Consider the following 22,826-nt stretch of genomic DNA (forward strand, 5'->3'; position numbering starts at 1 on the left):
GGGTTCGCAGGGGCCGTGCCTCACGGCCCCTGCCGGCGCTTACTTGCCCAGTCGCTTGAGTTCGGCCGGGGTGAACTCAGCCTCCGTCACGTCCTTGCCGAACTCGGCACGGTGATCGATCGCGTTGGTCAGGTAGTTCACCGCATAGATCCCGGAGATCAGGTCATAGGTGGCTTCGGCCGCGGTCATCGGCAGTTGCAGGTCGTGGTACATGGTCAGGAACGACTCGTAGTTGCGCCACAGCTCGCCACGGTTGTCGTAGATGTCGCTGGCCATGACCTGCCAGGTGTCTTCGTCGATGTAGAAGCGACGCTTGCCGTAGACATGGCGGGCTCCCGGTTTGAGGGTGGCCTCGATGACCCACACGCGGTGCTTCTCGTAACGGTTGACGTCCGGGTTGATGTAGCCCGGCTTGAGCATCTCGTCATAGCCGACCTGCTTGCTGGCGAGGCCGAAGGCGTTGTAGCCCACCAGCATTTCGCGCTTGCCGATGAGCTTCCAGTCGTAGCGATCGGGCGCACCATTGAAGCCATCGACGCTGTCGGAAACCACCTGGCCGAAGCTGTACCGTGCGCTGTTGTCGTAGGCCACCGTCGGCGCGCGACGCACGCGGCGCTGGCCGGGGTTGTACTGCCAGGCTGCACGCGGGGTGCTGACCTGGTTGATCGGCTCCTGTACCAGCGTCACTTCGCCGGCATAACGTGACGGGCTGTTGGTCTGCACACGGGTGTAGAACAGCAGGTTCGCTTCCGGCTCGAGGTCGCTGATTTTCTCGCGGAAGCCCACCAGTTGCCGGTAGGTCACCAGCGTGTAGTCGCCCTTGGCCTGCACGGTGGCCGAGGAGAAGTCACGCGCGATCGAGCCACCGCGGTAGCGGGTGATGTGGTTCCACAGCACTTCCAGCGCCTCGGTGGGTTCCGGGAAGGGAACGCCGAAGTGATAGTTGGTCAGGCCGTTGCCGTTGTCTGCCAGGCCTGTCTGGGTGAGGTTCTTGCGCGATTCGTCCAGGTACGCCTGGGGAATGACCGCGCTGCGGTGACTGGGGAAGACACGCATGCGGTAGTCGGGGTAGCGGACGAACATGGCCTGCTGGCCGGGGCTGAGCAGGTCCTTGTACTGCGCCAGATTGGCCTTGCTGACCACATACAGTGGCTGCTCGCTGGCAAACGGGTCGCTGTAGTCGCCATTGCTGGCAATGGCGGCAGCGCCGGCCTTCATGCCGCCAGTCCAGGCAGGAATGCTGCCGTCGGCGTTCGCGGCGCGTTCGGCGCCTACCGGAGTGAGCTTGCCGTCGAGCAATGCGGCGTCGGTCTGTTTGGCTTGCGCCAGGCCGCAAGCGGCTACGAGAGCGACAGCCAGGGAAAGTTTGCAAAGAAGTGGGCGCATGGCTAGAAGCTCGCTTTCAGGGTGACAGAGGCGAAGTCACGGTCATCGACAGTGGAGAACTCGTTGGAGCCGAAGAAGCTGTTGTAGGCCAGCTCCAGCGAGTAGTTGTTGCGGTAGTCGAAGGTCAGGGCGAGTCCTGCCGCCTGCTGGCCTTCCTGGAAGTTCGGGCCGTAGCCCTGCACGTCGTGGCGCCAGTTGATCGAGGGTGTAACCACCGTCGCCGGAAGCAGGTCCTCGTAGTTCAGCGCCAGGCGCAGGCGATAGCCCCAGGAGAAGTGACTCATCAACCCGTCGGTGTTGCAGTTGTCGGCGTTGTAGTCGGCCAGCTGCGCGGCCGTCACACCACCGGGAATACCGGCTGCGGAGGCAGCACTGCACTGCACGCCATTGGTGGGCGGCGTGCGTCCGAACGAGCCGGCTCGGCCCAGTCGATCATCACCGATGCCCTGGATCAGGTTGGCCCCTGCCTCTCCTGCCCAGGCCAGGCGAGTAGCGCCCAGGACATTGTTCACCGTGTCGGTGGCGCCAAGGCTGAACTGCCAGACTGGCAAGCGCACGTAGCCCTGCACTTCATCGCCCCTGGCGGCGCCGAGCTCGGCGGCGGTCATCGGCAGGATCGGCGTATTGGCCTGCCCGGAGAGCAGTGCCACCAGGTCCGCAGGGTTGTAGCCCAGCGGCATGTTCGGCCGGTAGCTGAGTTCGCCGAACAGCGCGGTGGTGCCCGCTACGCCGCTCATGCTCAAGCCGAACATATGGATGTCTTCGGGGTAGACGGTGAAGTAGTCACCGGTATTGAGGTTGGTGCGTGAGGCCGATACTGGCCCTTTGCGGGCGATCACCCCGTTAATCAGCGGGGTACGGCTGTGGTAGTTGGCGTAGTAGACACCCAGGTCCGCGTCGTTGAGCGCTTCGATCACGTAGTGCATGGCCAGGCCATACTGGCCGGTATCGCTGGGGTAGTCGGTGCTGGTGCGCTGCAGGTAGCGCCCCTGGGCCAGCGCCTGGCCGGTGGTTCCGGTGCCGCCGGAGACCATGTAATCGACCTGGCAGCCTTCGGCGATGTTGTCATTGCTGCTGAAGAAGGTGCCGCAGCCATCCAGCACCGTCGGGCGGAAGTTGTACTGCCAGAAGCCCTCCAGGCTGAGCGAGTCCGCGAGGTCGTAGTTGAAGCTGACCATCTCCACCGGCAGCTGGCCCTCCTTGAGTTCGACGCCGGGACGGTTGAAAGCCGACGCATCCAGAGGGTTGATGGCGTTGATGCCGTTCTGCAGGAACAGCGCCTCGCCCCAGCTGAGTACCTGCTTGCCGACCTTCACACCCAGCTTGCGATCGGCAACCTGGAAGTCCTTCCAGACGTAGGCATCGAGGTTCTCGAAACCCTTGAATCTGGCCAGATCCTGCCAGCCGGAATCGTCGAACCGCTGGAAGTCGCCATTGCCCTCCTCCATCGCCTGGTCGTACCAGTACTTGAAGCGCAGGAACACGCCCTGGTTGCCGTCCTGCACATCCAGGTCGGTCAGGCCCTTGAACAGCGTTGAGATTGTCTCGTTGCGGCGGTAGTTGAGCTTGCCGTCGTCGCCGTTGTAGTTGATGCCGCTGCCCTCGCGGCCGATGCTGCGCGCGTCGGCCGCGGTCAGCAGATGTTTGTCGGGAGCGTCCAGAGCCCAGCTGGTGCCGAGGCTGAGCGTGGTATTGGAGGTGGCGCTCCAGTCATCGTTGAGCTGCCAGGTGACGCCGTGGGCGCCTGGGCTGATGGCGGCGCCGATGCACAGCGCCAGCAGGCTGGGGCGTGCGATTCCCCGGGCATGCAGAAGGTGATTCATGCTGAGACGTACCTGTAGTTGTTGTAGTTGGCAGGTCGAGGGACTCGGGGGAGTTGCCGGCGACAGAGGCGCCCACTAAATTCCAGTCCCGGGCGCGGAGTGACCGCAGCCCGTGGGCAAGATGGGAGCAGCGCGGTGTCGGCAGATAGTCTGGAAGGGACAAATAGTTTTCCCGAGCACCGACATAGGGGGGCCTTATGCGGCTCCATCATCCTGTCGTGGGTACAGGGGCTGGAGGACCAGGGCGTGGACCTGGCGCATTTCTTCCCGGCGTGGGGTGTCGACCCTGCGGCCTTGCGTGTGGGCAATCTGCGCCTGCCACTGTTTCTCGCGCGGCGCTTCTGGGAAGTGGCACTGGAGCAAAGCGCCGATCCGGCCATCGGCCTGGAGCTGGCCCGGCAACTGGACCCGGTGCAGATGCAGGGTCTGGCCTATCTGATGCAGCTGATGCCGGATCGCTATTCGGCGTTACAGCAGATGCTGCATTTCTGGCCGCTGGTCGCCGCACATTTCGAGCAGCGGCTCGAACAGGATGGCGACTGCCTGCGACTGACTCTTCGGCCCGTCAACGATTATCAGCTGGCCCTTCCTGAGGTGGACTACTGGATGGTTCGCCAACTGCGCCACCTGCGCAGCGCTCCCGGCGCATTGCCGGCATTGCGCGAAGTGCGCCTGCGGCGCCCGGAGCCGTCCGATCCGCGGCCCTGGTTGCAGGTCATCCGGGCACCGGTGGTGTTCTCCTCCTGCCGGGACGAAATGCTCCTTGACCTCGCCGCCTTGCAGGAGCCACGCGATGGGGGCAGCCCGGCCATCCATGAGGCGCTGAAGCTGTCATTGCGCGAGTACGCCGCGCAGACCGAAACCGGCTCGGAGCTTGAGCGCGTGTGCGCCGAGGTCCTGCACAGGCTGGCGGACAATCCGGGGCTGGATGAAGTAGCGGCTCGCTTGCACACGACGCCACGCACTCTGCACCGCGCATTGCAGCGCGATGGCTGGACCTACAGCCGCATCATCGAGGAACACCGACGCCTGCTGGCGGTGGACCTGCTGCAAGCCACCGCCAGCACCATCGCCGAGATCGCCGACCGGCTCGGCTTCGATGAACAGTCCAGCTTCATCCGCGCCTTCCGCCGCTGGTATGGCGCCACGCCCGGCGCGTACCGGATGCAGAGGCAATGAGGCGATCGCCGCGCGAGTGGCGGCAATCCCCGGCCCCAATACCGCTCAGCGGGTCCAGAGCGGGTCAGTGGTGAAGGCGATGGTCAACCATCGATTGGGGCCTTCACCGCCGATGGCCTCGCCGATCTCGTCGCGCAGCCTGTCCCATTCGGCGAGCGTCTGCGCCGGCCAGTCCGGCGGAACGATGAAATACAGCTCGATCTGCTGCGCTCGCCCGACCTTGGCGACGTAGGCCTGGTACGCCAGGAAACCATGCTGCGAGACGATAGCCGCGGCCACCTCGTCGACGTGCTCCTTGAGCTCCGGCGGGGTGACCAGGAGTATGTCCTTGAAGGCCTGGCGGATGGTCAGGAAGGGAATCGGCAGAATCACCAGGCAGATCAGCGCCAGCACCGCCGGGTCGACATAAGGGCCGATGTGCGCGTAGCCGCTCACGGTGGCCACATCACCGACCAGGAAGGCGATCAGCAAGGCCAGGGAAATGCTGCCGGACATCACCCAGGACTTCGCGTCGAGGGCGACGAAGTCCGAGCCAATGCGTTTGTTGGCGCGGAACTGCACCGCCGCCAGGGCGAAACAGACCAGCGTGGCAACTGCCGCGTAGAGGATGGCGAAACCGAACTCCAGCGCATGGCCGCCCGTCAGCAACCGGCCGATGGCGTTGATCAGCGCGTACAGCGTGACGCCCGACAGCAGCGTGCCGTTGAGCGCCAGCACCATGGGTTCCAGGTGCCAGAAGCCCATGTTGAACCGCTCGGCCAGGCGCCGGCTGGCGTCGCCCTCGGTGGTATGGCGGCGGATCAGGGTGGCCACCATCAGCGCCAGGCCGCTCATGCTGGCATCGGCCAGGGAATAGACGCCGTCGAAGACGATGGAGAAGGATCCCGAAAGCAGGCCGACGATGATCCCGAAACCGGCCAGCAGGACGGTAACGATGATGGAAAGCCGCAGGATGCCCTGTTCTGTTTTCATGACTGGCGTGCTCCTCGCGCCTTGAGTGGTTGCGTAGCCGGATGCAGGCCCGATGGGAGCTGGCGGCTTCGCTGGGGGGCGCGACTATATGCCAGCGCCCGCACCAAGGCTATTGGCGCCTGGGCAAAGTCGCTATGCGCGATCGCAAGGCAAGTGCTCTGCGGAAATGGGCCTCGGCGATCAGTGAGGCCCAGGCCGGCTGCCCAATGGACAGGTTGCCGGTGTCTTCGTAAGCTGCACGCAACCAGCCGCTCCCCCGGTTTGCCGACAGGCCAGCGCTGGTGGGGATTGCTCAAGGGACTGCAGCGACACCCGGCACGGACGCCCGGCACGGTCCGTTCGTTTCACGCGCTTATCGCCACACACAAGGAAGCGTCATGCGGAGCGTCAATCTCGCGGTCATGTTTGCGGTTTCCGTCATCAGCGCACTGTCAGGTGCGTTCAATCTGCTGAACGGGGTCAAGCATTACCCCAACAGCCTGCCCTTGACGATGTTGCTCGTGGGCCTTTCGCTGATCTCGTTCGCCTACGCACTCCTGCTATTGAAGCCCGCCGAGAAGGGCAGCACAGGGCAATGGCTGATTCTTCTGCTTTATGCGGTCAGCGCCGTTTCCGGGACCGTCGCATGCGGCATCCTCGGTACACTCCCCTACATCATGCAAAGCATGGATTTGAGCCTCACCCCGGCGTTGAACCACCTTTCGCTCCCCTTCCTGGCTTGCGCCTTCCTTGCCGTGGTCCCCTTCGTCCTGGCATTTGTCTACCTGCGCCGGCAGAGCGCAGCCCTTCGTCTGAATGCGGGACAGTAGTCAGCAGCGCTGCCTCTTCCGAGCAAGCTCAGGCCTTGCGTAGCGGCACCTCTTGCAGCAACCACGACAGCGCGAAGGCCACCGCGCTGACCAGGCACGCCACCAGGAACACCCAGTGCATCGACCCGCGCCCAGCAAGGCCATGTAGAGATTCATCTGCACCCGGCGACGGTTTCAGGATCAGCCACTCGGCCCTCCGGAAGGCTTTGTGCAGAGCCTCTGTCGGCTGCGACTTCGCCCTTTGCCGACGAAAACAGCGACGATTTGTGCTGATACAGGTGATCCCGAGAGCTGTATGGAATAACCTTGCACCACGCAATCAACCTCGAAGCTGTGAATTGAACGATGGGTTTTGAACAACTAGCTGGGCTACGTGACCGCCTGCGGGCAGAAAAAGAGCAGGCCAAGGCCGCTAACGAGAAGCGCCGCAAGCCGAAGTCCTCACCGCAGGAGAAACCTCGTGAGCAGGATCCTGCACTGGAAGCGATCTGGCGCTTGCAGCGGCATTTTCCGTTGGCCTTCCCGGTGAATCCGGCACCCAAGGTTCCGCTCAAGGAGGGAATTCTCAAGGATGCCGAGCAACACCTGGCGCAACTGGGTATCAGCAGCGAGCAGCTCAAACTGGGCGTCGCGGCCTGGTGCAAGGGCACCCGATACTGGGCCAGCATGGTGGAGAACGCACCGCGCCTGGACCTGAACGGCCAGCCCGTCGGCACCGTGACCGCCGCCCAGGCGCTGCACGCGAAGCAGCAGGCTTCCCGGCAACGCAGCCAGGAGCGCCGCAATCGCGAGAAGCTGAAAAACCGCACTCCCGCCGCCGCCGATACCACTGATACCACCGCTGCCACCGCTGCCACCGAGGCTCAGTCTTCGGACTGAACCGCGTCGCGCACTGCATCGCATCGGCCATCACCCGGCTGGGTGACTGTCCGATGCGGCAGGCTGCTTCAGGCCAGGGCTGCCGGCAGCTATCGGCCAGGACCGGAACCAGCTCAGAGTCCGCAGAGGGTGGGTGATCAATACGACAATCTCCCGTCTCCCCGGTCTCTGCCACGACGACCGCTGACGATCGAAAACTGGCCTTCCCCTAGTCAGCCTCAGGGCGCTTTGCGGGCGCTGCATACCAGTTTTCACGTGACACCACCTTTTCCACGTCAGGGTCACCCAGGTAGTGCGGCGACATGATCTGTACACCGTATTCGTTGAACACGTCCTGGATGTGGGCATGCAGCATGCTCAGCAATTGTGCCCGCGGGCGCGGCTCGCTGGGGATGGCCTGGGCGACCAGTCGGTATTCGGGATAGAAGTCCGACAGGGCCGTCTGGAACACGTAAGGCGGCGGGACCTGCAAGATGCCATCCGTACGCCGGGCAGCCTCGATGAGCATCGCTTCCACCTGCCGCCAGGGGGTGTCGTAGCCGATGGTGACCACGGTGTCGACGACGTAACCCTGGCCCTGCACTATCCGCGAGTAGTTCTTGGTGACCGATCCGGTGATCATCGAGTTCGGCAGTGTCAGCACCTCTCCGAGGCCGGTGCGGATAGTGGTGTTGAACATACCGACTTCCGTCACCGTGCCCTCATGGTCGCCAATGCGCACGAACTCTCCGGCACGCAGGGTCCGCGAGTAGGTAAGGATCAGACCGGAAGCAGCCTGCCCCACGACGCTGGAGGCCCCCAGCGAGATCATCAGGCCCACGAGCACCGACAGCCCCTTGAACGCCTCGGTACCCGAACCGGGAAGGTACGGATACGCCATGACGACGGCGAACAACCAGATGGCCAGCGAAGTCAGGCGCGTGGTGGGCTGCAGGGTCTCTTCGGTCAACCAGCGAATCGTGCCAGGCCGGGACAGGCGCTCCAGCAACCTTTTGCTGAATCCGCTGATGCCCTTGGCGATGAAGAAGATCATCACGGCGACCGCTATGCCCGGTATCGCACTGACGATCCCGCTGAGCAGGTAATCCAGCAGCCGGAACAGGTAGACGTCGAGGCTTTCCCCCCAGGGCCGGGTATAGGGGAACTGCGACAGCACGTAGCTGAGCCACTCGTAACTCAGCAGAAACACGACGGCCCAACAGAACAGCCAGATCAGCCGATCCGCCAGGTAGTAGAGATACTGCATGTCGAACAGCTGCAGTTGCCCCACCCTGATCTGCCGGGCCCGCTCGCGCATCAGTTGAGGTAGCCGGCCACGCACCTTGCGTCTGAGGAAATGCACCAGCCTCAGCAGCAACACGTACAGGACGGTGGCAACCGCAGAGTATCCCAGGGCCTTGAGCAGGAATCGAAGATTGCGCGCCTGGCCGGTTTCCTCCACCACCACCTTGAGGTTCGCGGCAGCTCTTGCTGCGGCCTCCTGCACAGAGCCCTCCGGCGAATCGACGTCCTGTGGTGAAACGATAAAGGCGCGCCGCCCTCCCAGCAGTACCATGTAGCTGTGGAGGATGGGCGCAGTGCTGACCTGCAGGTCGTCAGTCCCTTGCAGCACATCCTCAATGACTGCCTTGGCCCGTTGCTGTCGGCCCGCTGGCGTCTCGCCCAGCAATGTCGCGCGGAACACGACGATGCTGCGGTTGGCAATCTTCAGCTCCACGGGGTCAGCGGCGACGCCCTCGGTTACATCGGAGCCTGACGCAGGTTCGGCCCTGGCTGTAACCGCACAGGCCAATCCCAATACCACCAGCATCAAGCTGAGCCTTGCGCTGATCCAACGCCCCATCCCATCGCTCCTTGGAAGCAAAGCCGACCTGCCGAGAACAAACTGAATCAAGCGTAGCCAGCTTCTGGACGTCCTGGAGACAGAAGCAGCCCCTGCCTCGGGGAAAATCCATTGGCCCGATAGCTGCCGCTGAACGGACGCAAGGACCGACGGAACTCGAAAGCTGCGAGGGAGATCCAGGTCCGGCGTGCACAACGCACGTCCTGGACTGGTTGTCGCTCAGTTACCAGCGCAACAGCCTTGGCCCTAGCACTGCACCCAGCACGGTTGGCAGAAGCATGCCGAGCAGGTACCAGACACCCCAGAACGAAACGCCCATTTCCGGGCAATGCAGGCAGTACGCCAAGGTCGCCGTGGCTCCCGCCAGCAGGCCACCGGCGGCGCCGGCAATGCGCAAGCGCGTCGGTGCGAGGCCGCGCAGTGCCCAGAACACGCCGATGAAAGTCGGCACCGAAAGCAGCGCGATGTTCAGCGGACAGGTGCGCCAGGTCTTGCCGAGGATCAGGCCAGTGCGGGCGTCGGCGGGTACTCCGGCCAGCTCCATCGCTCCGCCGATCCACACCAGCAGCACGGGCAGCGCCAGCAGCACCCAGGCCGCCCCGCCGCTCACGCCTGGCCGTGCCAGGCGGCTGCTCAGCCACAGGGCAAGCGGGGCAAGGCTGCCGGGCAGAGCGACCTTGGCCCAGAACAGCGGTGTGCGCGCCACCTCGCCCAGGTCGGGGCGTACACCGAAAATTGCCGCCATCAACAGCAGTGCGCCCAGGGCACCAGCCAGCAGGGCGATGGCGAAGCGCTTGCCCAGAGCATGACGGTCCACTGCGCCCTCGCCAGCGCTCAGCAGGTCGATCAGTTCATTGGTCTTCATCGCTTCGCAACCCTCGGATGATATTCGCCAGGGCCTTGAGCCCGCGGTGGATGCCGACCTTCACGGCGGAGCTGGAAAGCCCGGTCAGGCTGGCGGTTTCTTCCACCGACAGACCTTCCAGCTTCACGTGGACAATCGGCAGGCGCTGCTTGTCGGGGAGCTGTTGCAGCAGCTTGCCGAGATCGCGGCTGGCCTGTGCGGGCTCGCTCTCCTCGGCTGCGAACAGCTCTCCCTCGTCGTCCGCCAGCGGATCATGGAGCGCCTCCCGGCGCGAAAAAGCGCGGAAATGGTCCGCCAGCTTGTAACGCGCAATGGCCTGCACCCAGGCAGTCAGTGGCTGATCGGCACGGTAGGTGTGACGCGCATTGTGTACCGCCAGCAGCACCTCCTGCAGCAGATCTTCGATCTCGCCGGGGCGCTGGCTCAGGCGCCGCCCGAGGAAAGCCCGCAGGTGCATGCCGAGTGCGCCGAGGAACTCACGGTATGCCTTGTCATCACCGTCCATGCCACGCAGCAGCAAAGCCTGCAACTGCGTCTCGCGCGCGATCAACACTTCCTGGCTGGTAGTTCGTTGCATCGGCCGTCCTGGTTACACGGAAGGTGAATTCTTTCCCGGTCCCGCCCCAGCCTGCTGGCGTACCACTGGCCTGAAGAGAAAACAGGCCTTCGTTCAATACGTTAGGGCCACGCAAAAGAATTCTCAAAAAAATTTCGCCGCGCTGTAACCGGATCGGCGCCCCCGGCGAACTACTCATCGAGCCGGCGGAAAGCCTTCCACGGCCCTTCAATCGAACGGGAGACCGCACCATGAAAACCCTGACCCTCGCCACCGCCGCCATTGCACTTGCCGCCATCACCGGTAGCGCCCTGGCCGACGACATGAACACCAAGGCCAGCAATGGCGCGGCCATGGAGAAATGCTACGGCGTTGCCATGGCCGGCAAGAACGACTGCAAGGCCGGTGCGGGCACCACTTGCGCAGGCAGCGCCAAGAAGGACTACGACGGTATGCACTGGAAGAACGTCCCGGCCGGCACCTGCACCACGATCAAGACGCCCAATGGCATGGGCTCGCTGACTCCGAGCAAAGCCTGAGCCAAGGCCGCCGACCATGAACGCATTCCATCAACCGGGCGCCGGGCTGGGGCTGAAGGGGGAACACTACGCCCAGGCCCTGGCCTGTTCCGCCCAGGGTCTCTGGTTTGAGGTGCATCCGGAGAACTACATGGTCGGCGGCCCCCGCCTTGCCTGGCTGGAACGGATCGCCGAACGGCATCCGCTTTCGCTGCACGGGGTCTCGCTGTCCCTGGCGGCCGATGCTGCTCCTGAGGAGGCACACCTACGGCACCTGCGCGCGCTGGTCGAGCGTGTGCAACCGCACTTGATTTCCGAGCACCTGGCCTGGTCGACCTGGCGCGGCCAGTACCTGCCAGACCTGCTGCCCTTCCCGCGCAGCCATGCGGCCCTGGTGCGCATCACCGAGAACATCCAGCGCACTCAGGAAGCCCTGGGCCGGCGTATCGCCATCGAGAACCCCAGCCACTATCTGCGTCTGGAAGGCCACGACTGGGACGAAATCGATTTCCTCACGGAACTCGCGCTGCGCACCGGCTGCGGCCTGCTGTTGGACGTCAACAACGTACACGTCAGCTCGCACAACCTCGGCTTCGATGCGAGACGCTACCTCGACCGCTTCCCGGCGGCCGCCGTCCTTGAGATCCACGTGGCTGGACACAGCCTCGACGAGGCCGGCGAACTGCTGATCGACTCCCACGATGCGCCGGTCGCCGAGCCGGTCTGGGCGCTCTATGAGCACCTGATCCAGCGCATCGGCCCTAGGCCGACCCTGATCGAGCGCGACGACCATCTGCCTGCTTTCGAAGAGTTGCTGGCCGAGCGCGAGCTCGCGCAGGCGATCCTCAACCTGGCCGAGATGAAACCATGAAAACCTCACTCGGCACCTTCCAGGATGCCTTCGTCGAAGCCCTCTACCGGCGCCCTGCTCCTGCGCTGCAAGGCGTGACCACACAGGCGGCCTTCGAGGTCTATCGCAACACCGTGCTCAAGGGCTGTGTCGACGCATTGTGCGACAACTTCCCAACCGTCGAACGCCTGGTGGGGACGGACTGGATTCGCGCAGCGGCGGCAGTTCACGCCCGCGAGGCTCCGCCGGATGACGCTCGCCTGGTTCTTTATGGCAAGAGCTTTGCCAATTTCCTCGATGCATTCGAACCGGCACGGGAACTGCCCTACCTTGGCGCCGTGGCGCGCCTGGACCGGTTATGGACAGAGGCCTTCGTCGCACCTCAGGAGGCGCGCCTCGACCTCGTCAGCCTGGCCGGCATGACCGCCTCGGACCTTGCCACCTGCCACCTGGCGCCGCGCGCCTGCGTGCGCTGGAGCTGGTTTCCCGAGCAACCGGTCTACAGCATCTGGCGCTACAACCGCGAGGCCGTGCCGATACCGGAGGAGCTGCCCTGGCAAGGTGAAGGCGCATTGCTGGTTGGCCATGCCGACGGCGTTGCCTGGCACGCGCTGGAAGCTGGAGGCTGCGACTTCCTCGACGCCTGTGCGAACGGTAGCGACCTCGATCAGGCTTCGGCCCTGACACTTCAGACGCATCCGGACCTCGACTTCCACGACCTGTTCGGCCGCCTCCTCGGCGCCGGCGTTTTCCGTCCCATCAACCTCGCGTGAGGAGGTCATCATGGACATAGCTCGCAATGCTCTAACCGGGACCGGTCTGCGCCAACGCTGGAATCGCATTGCCGACTTCCTGCAACACCTGCTCGGCGACGCTGTTCTTTGCCTGGTGGCGCGCGTCGGGATTGCGGCAACCTTCTTTCTCTCCGGGCGCACCAAGGTGGAGGGCTTCCTGACCATCACCCCGAGCACCTACGAGCTGTTTCGCACCGAGTACATGCTGCCGCTGCTGCCACCGCAGATCGCCGCCCACCTGGCGACCTACGCGGAGCACCTATTCCCGGTGCTGCTGGTACTGGGCCTTTGCACCCGCGTTTCGGCCCTGGCATTGCTGGGGATGACCACGGTAATCGAGGTCTTCGTCTATCCGGACGCCTGGCCCACCCACCTGGTTTGGGCAGGCCTGCTGCTGTTGCTGATCGGACGCGGCGCAGGTGGTTGGTCGCTGGATCGTGCTCTGGGGATAAGCTGATACAGCGGCCGCCAGCGGCCAGAAGCGAACGTTGCGAGTATTCGATCCGTCGTCCCGACTGCGTGCGACGCTCGCCTACTGGGCAGCCAGATGCAGCTCCAACGCCTCGCTTGCCCGCCGCGATGCGTCGGCACTGACCTGTTCGGCCAGCACCCGGATCAGCTGACGGAGTTGCTGCGGCGTAACCCCGGTGTTCATGGCGATACGGATATGGGCCTGCAGTTGTGGCGCTACGCCCTCCAGTGCAGAGAGCATCGCCACGGTGGCAATTTCCCGACTTTGCCAGTCCAGGTTGTCACGCTCGAAGATGTCGCCGAAAAGATGCGTGCGCAGGTATTCATTGGCGACCGGCGCGAAGTCGAACAATGCACCTTCCACCGGGGCGCCGGACAATTTGGTCTGGTTTGCGGTGCCCACCGCCAGCAGCTCATCCCCTTTGGGAATCGATTTGCTGGGTTCGCGTCCCGGTTGGTCCACGATTGCTTGCTGTTGGCGTGCCTGTACCACCTTCATCAACTCGCCCAGTGCATTCAGGCTTCGAGGAAAACCCGCATAGGCGTACAACTGGACCAGCACCTCGCGCGCCTCGCTGATGGTCAGCCCGGCATCCAGTCCCTGATTGATCGCACGGTTCAGACCAGCCATATCGCCAGCTGCCGCGAAGGCGGCGATGGGCACGATGCGTCTCTGGCGATCATCGAGCGTTTCACTGTGAGGGGTTGATGTGTCGTTCTCAGCCATGGATCGGTTCTCCTGTGCGGCCAATGTCTGTGTCATGACGCCCAGCGTACAAACCAGGCCCAGTGCGACCCCGAGTACGCGGGGCGCCCGGCGCGGGTCAGTCAGCCCGCTCGGCGTTGTATTGTTCATCGGTGACTTTCTCCATCCATTCGACATTCTTTCCATTCACCGAGCCAGTGACCGCCAGGTGGGTCATGGCGGTACCCGGTGCGGCGCCATGCCAATGCTTGACGCCGGCCGGGCACCAGACCACATCGCCAGGGCGAATGACCTGAACCGGCTTGCCCCACTCCTGGGTGAGGCCGACCCCGGTAGTGACTAACAGCCGCTGCCCTGCCGGGTGGGTGTGCCAGGCCGAACGGGCTCCGGGCTCGAAGGTCACCAGACCACCCGAGGCATTGATCTGATCGTCGGCAGGCCAGACCGGATCGATCCGCACGCGCCCGGTGAAGTACTGCTCCGGACCTGCCATCGACGCCTGCGTTCCGGCACGGCTGATCTGCTGCGTGTTTGCAGTTGCCGGCTCAGCGGCGCTGGCCACGGCAGCCTGCATGGCCGCTGCGCACAGGACGGCATCGACAATTTTCTTGCTCATGCTGGTCATCTCCGAAGATGGATTGGCGTGATCGATCAGGCCCGGCGGCGCCGATCCTGCAGTTGCTTGGCATGGGATACTGCGAGTTCCGCAGGCAGAGCGACGGCGTTCTTGGCAGCGAGAACTTCCGCCATGACACTGACTGCGATTTCCGGCGGGGTCTTGCTGCCGATATAGATGCCGATGGGCCCGCGCAGTCGTTGGAGCGACTCCTGCGTCTCGCCAAAATGCTCGATCAGGCGAGCGCGCCGGCTATCGCTGTTGCGCCGCGAGCCAATGGCCCCGATGTAGAACGCCGGGCCACGCAGCGCCTCCAGCAAGGCCAGATCGTCCAGCTTCGGATCGTGGCTGAGCGCGATGACGCAACTGCGGACATCCGGCGCGAAAGCTCTGACGACGTCATCCGGCATGTCCTGAATGCGCTGCACGCCAGCAACGCTCCAACTCTCCAGGTACTGTGGCCGAGGGTCGCAGAGGGTGACCTGGAACCCGTTGAACTGCGCCATCGTGGCGACGTACTCAGCCAGCGCGCCGGCACCGATCAGCAACATGCGGTAGCCCGGGCCCAGCGTGCTGACCATCCGCCGGCCGTCGAAGATGAACTCATCCGGTGTTGCCGTGCTTTCGAGGCTCGTTCGCCCCGTCTCGATGTCCAGCTTGCGCCGCATCAGTTGCCCCTGGTCGAGGCTCCCCAGCAGTTGTTGCAGAGCCGCCAGGTCGGGCTCGAACTCAAGGATCAGCTCCAGCGTGCCGCCACAAGGCAAGCCAAAACGGTGTGCTTCTTCAGCGCTCACGCCATAGCGAACCAGTTGGGGGCGAGCTTGTGGCAACCCTGTTCCGCCGTAGGCAGTGGTATGTCGATGAATGAGGTCATCCTCGATGCATCCGCCCGACACGCTGCCTACAACCCGGCCGTCGTTGCGCAGGGCCATCATCGAGCCTACCGGCCGCGGAGAAGAACCCCAGGTGCGCGCCACCGTCACCAGCATCACGCGCTCGCCCGCTACCAGCCAGTCACGGGCGGTTCGCAGGACCAACAGATCGATACTTTCCATCCAGGCTCCGCAACCTCATTGCCCAGCCGGCACGAAAACGTGCTCGCTGGCGGTGTCGTTCAATCGGATTCCCCGGCGCTGCAGTGAGTCCTCCAACGCCCTCCCCTGCACCTGTACGGTCCACTGCGAAACGACCACCGGCCGCTGCGTCGCGGCGGAAAAAGCTTCGACAAGACGTTGCCGCTCAGGCAGGTAAAGCGTCAGCCCATTGCCTTTCCAACCCGCCACCGAATACCCCAAGTCCTGGCAGATAGACAGCTTCGACGCAGCATCGCGTCGATCCGCCTCGCGCGACGCCTCGATCAACGCGGCGAACTCGGGATTCACACGGTGGTCGGTGGCTATCAACACGTCACTGTCGGCGCGGCCCCAGGATTGCGGCGGACAATCCTTCGCCGAAGGGTTCAGCGGGATGAATGGATTGATCTCCATTGGATAGATCCGGCAAACCAGGGGCCGCTCCGCATAGATTGCACAAAGGCTATCGACGCCGAGGTTCGGGCATTGCGGCTGAGCCACACCGGCGAAGATTGCAATGACGTTGAGGTCTGCAGAGCCCGACCGGCCAACGCCAGCGCGACCACTGTCATGGGCGTAGCGTGGCTCATGGCTTCGCGCCGGCTCGAGCAGGAATGCTTCCAGCAGGATCGCCACATCGCCACCGCGGGCCAGCCAGGCAAAGGCTTCGTCCCGGGTCAGCGGTACGAACCGGCCACGACAGCAGGCACCGCAACCCACGCAGGCGAACTTCACGGCGCCAGCGTTATCCATCAGCGAACTCCCGCGAGCGGCTCGCCGGCGTTCCCGGCCATGGCCGGGCAGCGCTTGAGATGGGTGGAGTCAGTGTGTATGTCATGCCTGCCTCAACGCATATGCAGCACGATCGGCGTCGGACTGGCCGGATCGGTATGCTCGCGCAGCCGGGCGACGGCCTTCGGGTCCACCTTGCCGCCCTGGTTTCCCCAGGTGGTTCGTACGAAGCTCACGACAGCGGCGATTTCCTGGTCCGACAACTGCTCGCGGAAGGCCGGCATGCGGTACGCATCCGGCACCCCGGCGCTGACCACGCGCAGCGCCCCGTTGAGGCTGATGTTGATGGCCGAATCGGCGATTGGCGTCATCGCCGAAGTAGCGCCGGCCAGCGGCGGCATCCATTCGTTCTGGCCCTTGCCGTCAGCGCCATGACAGCTCGCGCAGCGTGTCAGATAGAGATGGCCGCCGGGCGAGCTGAGGGCCGCAGCCTCGGCCCTCTGGTACTGCCAGGCAGGCCCGTCACGAGCAGGGTCGCCAGGCAAGGACTTGAGGTAATGGGCAATGGCGCCGAGGTCAGCATCGGTCAGGAATTGCGTGGAGTTGTTGAACGCCTCGGTCATCGATCCGTAGACCACTGCATGCTGGTTGCGGCCCGTCCTGAGGAACCGCGCAATCTCCTCTTCGCTCCAGCGTCCCAGCCCGGTGTTGGGGTCGTTGCGCAGACTCGGGGCATACCAGCCATCGAGCAGAGCGCCGGCCAGGAATGGCGCGCCTGACTCGCTCAGCGCCTTCTCGTTGAAGGCCAGGCCGCGCGGGGTGTGGCAGCTGCCACAGTGCCCGGCGCCCTGTACGAGATAGGCGCCACGGTTCCACTGTGCGTCCTTGCCCGCTTGATCGGTGAAGGGCGAGGAGTCGGTGAACAGCGCATTCCACAGCGCGATGGGCCAGCGCATGTTCAACGGCCAGGGTATCTCGCTGGCCATGTTGGCCCGCTCCGATGGCCGGACGCCCGACATGAAGAAGGCGTACAACGCGCGCACGTCTTCATCGCGGAGCTTGGCATAGGACGGATAGGGCATCGCCGGATAGAGTCGCCGGCCGCCCGGCGCCACGCCGTGGCGCACAGCACGGTCAAAGTCCGCCAGGCTGTACTTGCCGATTCCCGCGTTGTCGTCCGGCGTGATGTTGGTGGCGTAGATCGCACCCAGCGGCGTGGCCATCTTCAAACCGCCGGCGAAGGCCGGGCCGTCTGGCAGGCTGTGGCAAGCCACGCAATCGCTGGCACGGGCGACGTACTCCCCCTGGCGGACCAGCGCCTCGTCGGTTGCGCTGCTGACGGCGGAATCGAAAGTCGAACCTGGCTGGCGAGTCCCATACCAGGCCATCAGGCACGCGACTGCGACACCGCCCAGGGCCAGCGCGCCGACGGTTCTTGCGAATGGGCGTCTGCTCATGGGCAAGGCCTCCGGTCAGGCGGTTTTGCTGAAGTCATAAGCCGACAGCGGCATGCTGCGGATGCGCTGGCCGGTGAGTCTGGACACCGCGTTGGCCACTGCCGGTGCCACAGCCGGCAACGGCGGCTCGCCGATCCCGCCCATCTTCGCGCCGCTCTCGATCACCTTCACATGCACCCGCGCCATGCGTGAGGGCGGCAGGATGGGATAGAGGTCGTAATTGCGCGCACGTGGCTTGCCGTCAACGTATACGGCTTCCTCCACCAGGGCCTGGGACAAGCCCAGGGACACCGCGCCATTGACCTGGGCCTCGACGATGGCCGGGTTGACGATGCTGCCCGGGTCGATCGCCTGCCAGATGTCATGCACCCTGACCTGCCCACTCTCGATGGACACTTCGGCGATCACGGCGGTCTCCGTGCCAAAAGGCGAAGCCATGGCCACGCCGCGCGCTCGGCGCGAACCATCCGGGGCGTCGAACGGCCCGCGCTTCCAGCCCCCCGAGAGTTCGCCCACGGTTTTCAGCAGGTGCAGCAGACGCGCATTGCCCTGCAACAGGTGCAGGCGCAGCTCGAAGGGATCGTGGCCACCCTTGTCAGCCAGTTCATCGAGGAAGGCTTCGTAGAAGAAGTCGTTGAGCGAATTGCCCACTGAGCGCCAGTAGCCCAGCATCACCGGCCCCTTGGCATAGACCTGGGCGATGCGTCGATTGGGGATCACATAGGATTTGCCGGCCAGGCCCTCGAGCGCGGTGGGGTCGAGCTTGTCGCCCTGCTTGCCGGCAATCCCCTCCGTCGGCCCTTCGGTAGCGCTGATGGCCTCCAGCGCCACAGGCAGGCCCTTGTCGTCCAGCGCGGCACGGAATCTGACCACGGCCATCGGTCGCAACACGTCTCGCAGAAACTCTTCCTCGCGGCTCCAGATCAGCTTGATCGGGCGTCCCACGGCTTTCGCCAACTCGATGGCCTGCGGATAGGGATTGGCGGTGGGGTAGAGAAAGTGCCGGCCGAAGAAGCCGCCAAGCAACGGCGTGTGCAGCTTGACCCTGGCCGGATCGACCCCTGCACGTTTAGCGATATCCCCCAGGAACATGTCCTGGGCCTGGTTGGGCAGCCAGATGTCCAGCGAGCCATCGGCATTGAATCGCACCAGTGTGGCGGGCGGCTCCAACTGGGCGTGGTTGAGATACTGGTTGTAATAGGTGGCCTCGACCCGGGCGGCGGCCTTGGACAGGACGCCTTGCGCATCGCCTTCCTTCTCGGCTTCGCGCCCAGGGTCGGTCTGCCTGGCCAGTTGCTCGCGATAGACCACGCTGGAGAAATCCGCCGGCATGATTCGCAGCGGCGAATCCCCCGCCGGCTCCTGCCATTGCACCTGGATGGCCTCCGCCGCGCGCCTGGCATGCCACCAGCGCTCGGCGACCACCGCTACCGCGCCGTCAAGGCGGTGTACCGAATGCACACCTTTCATCGCCCTGACCTGATCTTCATTGCGCAGTTCGCCCACCGTCATGCCCAGGCGCGGCGCATGCTGGACGGCAGCATGGAGCATGCCGTCGACCTTCATGTCGATGGTATACAACGCCTTGCCCGTGGACTTCTCGTAGCTGTCCACCCGGCGCACCGGCTTGCCGATCCAACGGAACCGGGCGGGGTCACGCAGGGTGACACTGGCAGCATCGGGTACCGGCAGATCCAGCGCGTGGGCGGCCAGTTCTCCGTAGGTCAGCGAGCGGCCCGAGGCGGCATGCAGCACCCGGCCCGGCTCGGTACTCAGGTTGGCGACAGGCACCTTCCACTGCGCGGCGGCGGCCTGCAGCAGCATCGCCCTGGCCAGCGCGCCGAGCCGGCGCATGGTGTCGTAGCTCATGCGCACCGACATGCTCCCGCCGGTGATCCGTAGGCCGTTGTCCATCACCACGTAAGCTTCGCCCGGAGGCGCGCTCTCGACCAGGAAGGTCGCAGGATCGGCGTCCAATTCCTCGCCGACGATCTGCGCCATCGCGGTATAAGTGCCCTGCCCGCCTTCGATGAAGGGGCACAGCAGGCGCACTCGGTTGTCCGGGCGGATTTCCAGGAAGGCGCCCACTTGCGTGCCGCGCTCGCCGGGCGCCGCCAGGGCTTGCATCCTGGCCGACCCCAACGGCAGGCCGAAGCCCAGGACCAGCGCGCCAGCCGCCGCACCGGCGGAGGCCAGGAGGAAGCGCCGGCGCGACAGGTTGACGGCCTCACCGCGGTCTTCGAACTCGATAGGCTGGCTCATCAGACCTTCTCCTGCGAGGTGGCGGCAGCCGATGCCAGATCGTGGACGGCGGCATGGATGGCGTTGTAGGTGCCGCAGCGGCACAGATTGATCATCGCGGCATCGATCTGTGCATCCGTCGGTTCCGGGGTCTGCTTGAGCAGGGCCGTGGCCGCGATGACCTGCCCGGACTGGCAGTAGCCGCACTGCGCCACCTGGTGCTCGACCCATGCCGTCACGACCCGCTTGCCCACCTCGTCCTCCTCGATGGCCTCGATGGTGGTGACTTCACGGCCCACCACGCCGGCGACGGGCGTGACACAGGAGCGCACGACATTGCCGTCGACCAGCACCGAGCAGGCGCCGCACTGGGCCAGGCCGCAGCCGTACTTGGTTCCGGTCAGTCCCAGGTCGTCGCGAATGACCCACAGCAGCGGCGTGTCCGCCTCGGCGTCGACCTCATAGGTTTTCTGGTTGATCCGCAGTTCCATGGCTCACCCGCTATCACGTTGGTTGGTCTTGGTGTTCTCTTCGGACGGTAGCATGGGCCCCGCCCTGCACAGCCGTCGCTTGCCGATAGCTCTCATTAGCAGGGCTCATGAATCGCCCCGCTCAGCACCCGTTCGGGGAAGCCGAAGCGCAACCGGATGTGCTCTCCCGTGAGGCCATGAACGCGAATCCAGCGGCCAGCAGCAGCACGAAAGCGCTGAGTTCGAAGGTTGCCCGATAGCCTTGCAGATCGAAGACCACCCCGCCCACGGTGGCCCCCAGCGCGATGGCCAGCTGAACGATCGCCACCATCAGGCCGCCACCTGCCTCTGCGTCATCCGGCAGACTGCGAGCCAGCCAGGTCCACCAGCCTACCGGCGCGGCCGTCGCAACCAGGCCCCAGAGCCCCAGCAGCGTGGCGGTGGCCACCGAGGAAGCCCCTACGCCGATCAGCGCGAGCGCCAGCAGCGCCATCAGCAGCGGGATGAGCATCAGCGTTCGGTAGAGGCCGCTCTTGAGGAATGCCTCGATGAGGAAGGTTCCGGCCAGCCCGGCCACTCCCAGCACCAGAAGCGTAAGCGACAGACCCGAAGGGCTGACCTGGGTAACCGTCTCGAGGAACGGGCGCAGGTAGGTGAACAACATGAACTGGCCCATGAAGAAAACGCTGACGGCGAGCATGCCCCAGGCCACCGGGCCCCGGCGCAGCAGACGAAATACATTGCTGCTGGCGGCACGGGACTCAATGCGAAGCGTCGGCAGGTGCATCCACAGCCAGAGCGCGGCGGCCACGGCCACCGGAACGACGCAGAAGAACGCACCACGCCAGCCGATCAGCGCGCCGAGGTAGCTGCCCAGGGGCGCGGCGATCACCGTGGCCAGGGCGTTTCCGCCATTGACGATGGCCAGTGCGCGCGACACCTGGTCCTGTGGCACCAGGCGCATCGCGGTAGCCGCTGACAACGACCAGAAGCCGCCGATGGCGATACCGATCAGCGCGCGCCCGACCATGAACCACGCGTAATTCGGGGCGAAAGCCACCAACGCACCTGACAGCACCATCAGCAAGGTCAGTGCAATCAGCAGCGGCTTGCGGCTGACCCGCGCCGCCACTGCGGCAATCACCAGACTGGTGAGCAAGGCGAACAACCCGGAGACCGAGATGCCCTGCCCTGCCTGACCTTCGGAGACTCCCAGGTCGGCGGCGATGGGCGTCAGCAGGCTCACCGGCATGAACTCGGAGGCAACCAGGGCGAAGGCCGCCATCGACATGGCGAGCACCGCGCCCCAGGAACCCTGTTCCGCGGCAGCTGGGCGGGAAGAAGACGTCATCGACAGCGCCCCTCAGCCGGCGAGGCTGGCATTATCGATCACGAAGCGATACTTGACCTCGCCGCGCAGCATGCGCTCGTACGCTTCGTTGATCTGCTCGGCGCGCACCAGTTCGATATCGGCGACGATGCCGTGTTCTGCGCAGAAATCGAGCATCTCCTGGGTTTCCGCAATGCCGCCGATCATCGAGCCAGCCAGCGTGCGGCGCTTCATGATCAGGTTGAAGACGTTCGGCGAGGTATGCGGCGATGCCGGCGCACCCACCAGCGTCATGGCCCCGTCGCGCTTGAGCAGGACCAGGAAGGCATCCAGGTCATGGGGCGCCGCCACGGTGTTGAGGATGAAATCGAAGCTCTTGGCATGGACAGCCATCTGACTGGCGTCGCGGGAGACCACCACCTCGTCGGCGCCCAGTTCCAGAGCGGCTTCGCGCTTGTTCTCGGACGTGGTGAAGGCCACCACATGAGCTCCCATGGCGTGGGCCAGCTTGATACCCATGTGACCAAGGCCGCCGATGCCAACCACACCGACCTTCCTGCCGGGGCCGGCATTCCAGTGGCGCAACGGAGAGTAGGTGGTGATGCCCGCGCACAGCAGCGGCGCGACCGCGGCCAATTGCTCCTCGGGGTGGCCGATGCGCAGAACATAGCGCTCGTGCACGACAATCGCCTGGGAGTAACCACCCAGCGTCCAGCCCGGCGCGTCCGGCGTCGGGAAGTTGTAGGTGCCGATCATGCCATCGCAATAGTTCTCCAGGCCGGCATCGCAGTCTTCGCAGTGCTGGCAGCTGTCGACAATGCAGCCGACACCGACCAGATCGCCCGGCTTGAAGGCAGAGACATGCGCGCCGACCTGAGTCACCCGTCCGACGATCTCATGGCCCGGTACGCAAGGGTATTGCGTCCCCTCCCACTCGGAGCGCACCTGGTGCAGGTCCGAGTGGCAGATGCCACAGAAAGCGATCTCGATCTGCACGTCGTGGGCATTCGGAGCACGTCGGCTGATACGCAGCGGCTCAAGGGGTTGATTGCCCGCGTGGGCACCGTAAGCGTTGACTTGCATGGGAATGGCCCTCCTTCAATTCGTGGAGGCCATTGTCCGGGCAGGCGCGGCTGAATCAGTAGCGCAATCCACTGGATTACTTGCCTGATCCTCTGGGCGTGCAGCTTTTTGATGGAAAGCGAGCCGAAGCTCGCGGTAGCTTCTAGCGAAACAGGTGCCAGACCCGAACAGCA

22 protein-coding genes are annotated in these 22,826 nt (G+C 64.6%); 7 read left to right on the plus strand and 15 right to left on the minus strand.

The window, feature by feature from the left end:
* Nucleotides 1-39: 39 nt before the first annotated feature.
* Complete coding sequence (locus IB275_RS18125; RefSeq protein ID WP_192294760.1) at nt 40-1,386, minus strand: DUF1329 domain-containing protein; 1,347 nt, start codon at nt 1,384-1,386, stop codon at nt 40-42.
* A 2-nt stretch (nt 1,387-1,388) separates the two neighbouring features.
* Entirely contained in the window at nt 1,389-3,209 is a 1,821-nt protein-coding gene (locus IB275_RS18130; RefSeq protein WP_192210761.1) for a DUF1302 domain-containing protein, read from the minus strand.
* Between the two features lie 135 nt (nt 3,210-3,344).
* On the opposite strand from IB275_RS18130, the gene IB275_RS18135 reads away from it, so the two are divergent.
* Nucleotides 3,345-4,388: an AraC family transcriptional regulator ligand-binding domain-containing protein gene (locus IB275_RS18135; RefSeq protein ID WP_494514416.1), complete on the plus strand. Its 1,044-nt coding sequence runs from the start codon at nt 3,345-3,347 to the stop codon at nt 4,386-4,388.
* A gap of 45 nt (nt 4,389-4,433) precedes the next feature.
* Here IB275_RS18135 and IB275_RS18140 read toward each other — a convergent pair whose 3' ends face one another.
* Nucleotides 4,434-5,360: a cation diffusion facilitator family transporter gene (locus tag IB275_RS18140; RefSeq protein ID WP_192294763.1), complete on the minus strand. Its 927-nt coding sequence runs from the start codon at nt 5,358-5,360 to the stop codon at nt 4,434-4,436.
* Nucleotides 5,361-5,737: 377 nt separating this feature from the next.
* Between IB275_RS18140 and IB275_RS18145 the strand changes: the two genes are divergently transcribed.
* A complete protein-coding gene (locus IB275_RS18145) occupies nt 5,738-6,169 on the plus strand; it encodes a hypothetical protein (RefSeq protein ID WP_192294764.1) in 432 nt (143 codons plus the stop codon).
* Nucleotides 6,170-6,514: 345 nt separating this feature from the next.
* Nucleotides 6,515-7,048: a ProQ/FinO family protein gene (locus IB275_RS18150; RefSeq protein ID WP_192294765.1), complete on the plus strand. Its 534-nt coding sequence runs from the start codon at nt 6,515-6,517 to the stop codon at nt 7,046-7,048.
* Between the two features lie 208 nt (nt 7,049-7,256).
* Here IB275_RS18150 and IB275_RS18155 read toward each other — a convergent pair whose 3' ends face one another.
* From IB275_RS18155 to IB275_RS18165, 3 genes are all read right to left on the minus strand, one after another.
* On the minus strand, nt 7,257-8,891 hold the full coding sequence (locus IB275_RS18155) for a mechanosensitive ion channel family protein (protein WP_192294766.1): 1,635 nt from the start codon (nt 8,889-8,891) through the stop codon (nt 7,257-7,259).
* A 223-nt stretch (nt 8,892-9,114) separates the two neighbouring features.
* Nucleotides 9,115-9,756, minus strand: coding sequence for a DUF1109 domain-containing protein (locus IB275_RS18160; protein WP_192294767.1), 642 nt, complete (start codon nt 9,754-9,756; stop codon nt 9,115-9,117).
* Entirely contained in the window at nt 9,743-10,333 is a 591-nt protein-coding gene (locus tag IB275_RS18165; protein WP_192294768.1) for a sigma-70 family RNA polymerase sigma factor, read from the minus strand. Before IB275_RS18165 ends, IB275_RS18160 begins: the two co-directional genes overlap by 14 nt.
* A 230-nt stretch (nt 10,334-10,563) precedes the next feature.
* Between IB275_RS18165 and IB275_RS18170 the strand changes: the two genes are divergently transcribed.
* The 4 genes from IB275_RS18170 to IB275_RS18185 are packed head-to-tail and all read left to right on the plus strand — an operon-like array spanning nt 10,564 to nt 12,931.
* Nucleotides 10,564-10,851 (plus strand): BufA1 family periplasmic bufferin-type metallophore, encoded by a 288-nt coding sequence (locus tag IB275_RS18170; RefSeq protein WP_045207635.1) that lies wholly within the window; start codon nt 10,564-10,566, stop codon nt 10,849-10,851.
* Between the two features lie 16 nt (nt 10,852-10,867).
* Complete coding sequence (gene bufB / locus IB275_RS18175; RefSeq protein ID WP_192294769.1) at nt 10,868-11,701, plus strand: MNIO family bufferin maturase; 834 nt, start codon at nt 10,868-10,870, stop codon at nt 11,699-11,701.
* Nucleotides 11,698-12,453: an HvfC/BufC family peptide modification chaperone gene (locus IB275_RS18180; protein WP_192294770.1), complete on the plus strand. Its 756-nt coding sequence runs from the start codon at nt 11,698-11,700 to the stop codon at nt 12,451-12,453. Before bufB ends, IB275_RS18180 begins: the two co-directional genes overlap by 4 nt.
* Before the next feature lie 10 nt (nt 12,454-12,463).
* On the plus strand, nt 12,464-12,931 hold the full coding sequence (locus tag IB275_RS18185; RefSeq protein ID WP_192294771.1) for a DoxX family protein: 468 nt from the start codon (nt 12,464-12,466) through the stop codon (nt 12,929-12,931).
* 75 nt (nt 12,932-13,006) lie between these two features.
* Here the strand turns inward: IB275_RS18185 and IB275_RS18190 are convergent, their stop codons facing one another.
* The 9 genes from IB275_RS18190 to IB275_RS18230 all read right to left on the minus strand — a co-directional run bounded on the left by IB275_RS18190 (nt 13,007) and on the right by IB275_RS18230 (nt 22,653).
* Entirely contained in the window at nt 13,007-13,801 is a 795-nt protein-coding gene (locus IB275_RS18190; protein WP_412548200.1) for a carboxymuconolactone decarboxylase family protein, read from the minus strand.
* Complete coding sequence (locus tag IB275_RS18195; protein ID WP_192294773.1) at nt 13,770-14,267, minus strand: (R)-mandelonitrile lyase; 498 nt, start codon at nt 14,265-14,267, stop codon at nt 13,770-13,772. The genes IB275_RS18190 and IB275_RS18195 overlap by 32 nt, the downstream gene beginning before the upstream one ends.
* A gap of 35 nt (nt 14,268-14,302) precedes the next feature.
* Entirely contained in the window at nt 14,303-15,322 is a 1,020-nt protein-coding gene (locus IB275_RS18200) for an XdhC family protein (RefSeq protein WP_192294774.1), read from the minus strand.
* Nucleotides 15,323-15,337: 15 nt separating this feature from the next.
* Nucleotides 15,338-16,093 carry a YkgJ family cysteine cluster protein gene (locus tag IB275_RS18205; RefSeq protein ID WP_192294775.1) on the minus strand — a complete coding sequence of 252 codons (756 nt, stop codon included), beginning with the start codon at nt 16,091-16,093 and terminating at the stop codon, nt 15,338-15,340.
* 92 nt (nt 16,094-16,185) lie between these two features.
* On the minus strand, nt 16,186-17,529 hold the full coding sequence (locus IB275_RS18210) for a c-type cytochrome (protein WP_192294776.1): 1,344 nt from the start codon (nt 17,527-17,529) through the stop codon (nt 16,186-16,188).
* Between the two features lie 15 nt (nt 17,530-17,544).
* Nucleotides 17,545-19,791, minus strand: a complete 2,247-nt coding sequence (locus tag IB275_RS18215; protein WP_192294777.1) for a xanthine dehydrogenase family protein molybdopterin-binding subunit — start codon at nt 19,789-19,791, stop codon at nt 17,545-17,547.
* A complete protein-coding gene (locus tag IB275_RS18220; protein ID WP_192294778.1) occupies nt 19,791-20,261 on the minus strand; it encodes a (2Fe-2S)-binding protein in 471 nt (156 codons plus the stop codon). The genes IB275_RS18215 and IB275_RS18220 overlap by 1 nt, the downstream gene beginning before the upstream one ends.
* Nucleotides 20,262-20,382: 121 nt before the next feature.
* The gene (locus tag IB275_RS18225) at nt 20,383-21,591 is read right to left on the minus strand and encodes an MFS transporter (RefSeq protein ID WP_192294779.1); all 1,209 of its coding nucleotides are present in this window, start codon (nt 21,589-21,591) and stop codon (nt 20,383-20,385) included.
* 12 nt (nt 21,592-21,603) lie between these two features.
* Nucleotides 21,604-22,653, minus strand: coding sequence for an NAD(P)-dependent alcohol dehydrogenase (locus IB275_RS18230; RefSeq protein ID WP_192294780.1), 1,050 nt, complete (start codon nt 22,651-22,653; stop codon nt 21,604-21,606).
* Nucleotides 22,654-22,826 lie beyond the last annotated feature (173 nt).

Origin of the sequence: Pseudomonas sp. PDM21 (assembly GCF_014852505.2) — a bacterium.
In the GTDB taxonomy this organism is placed as follows: Bacteria; Pseudomonadota; Gammaproteobacteria; order Pseudomonadales; family Pseudomonadaceae; genus Pseudomonas.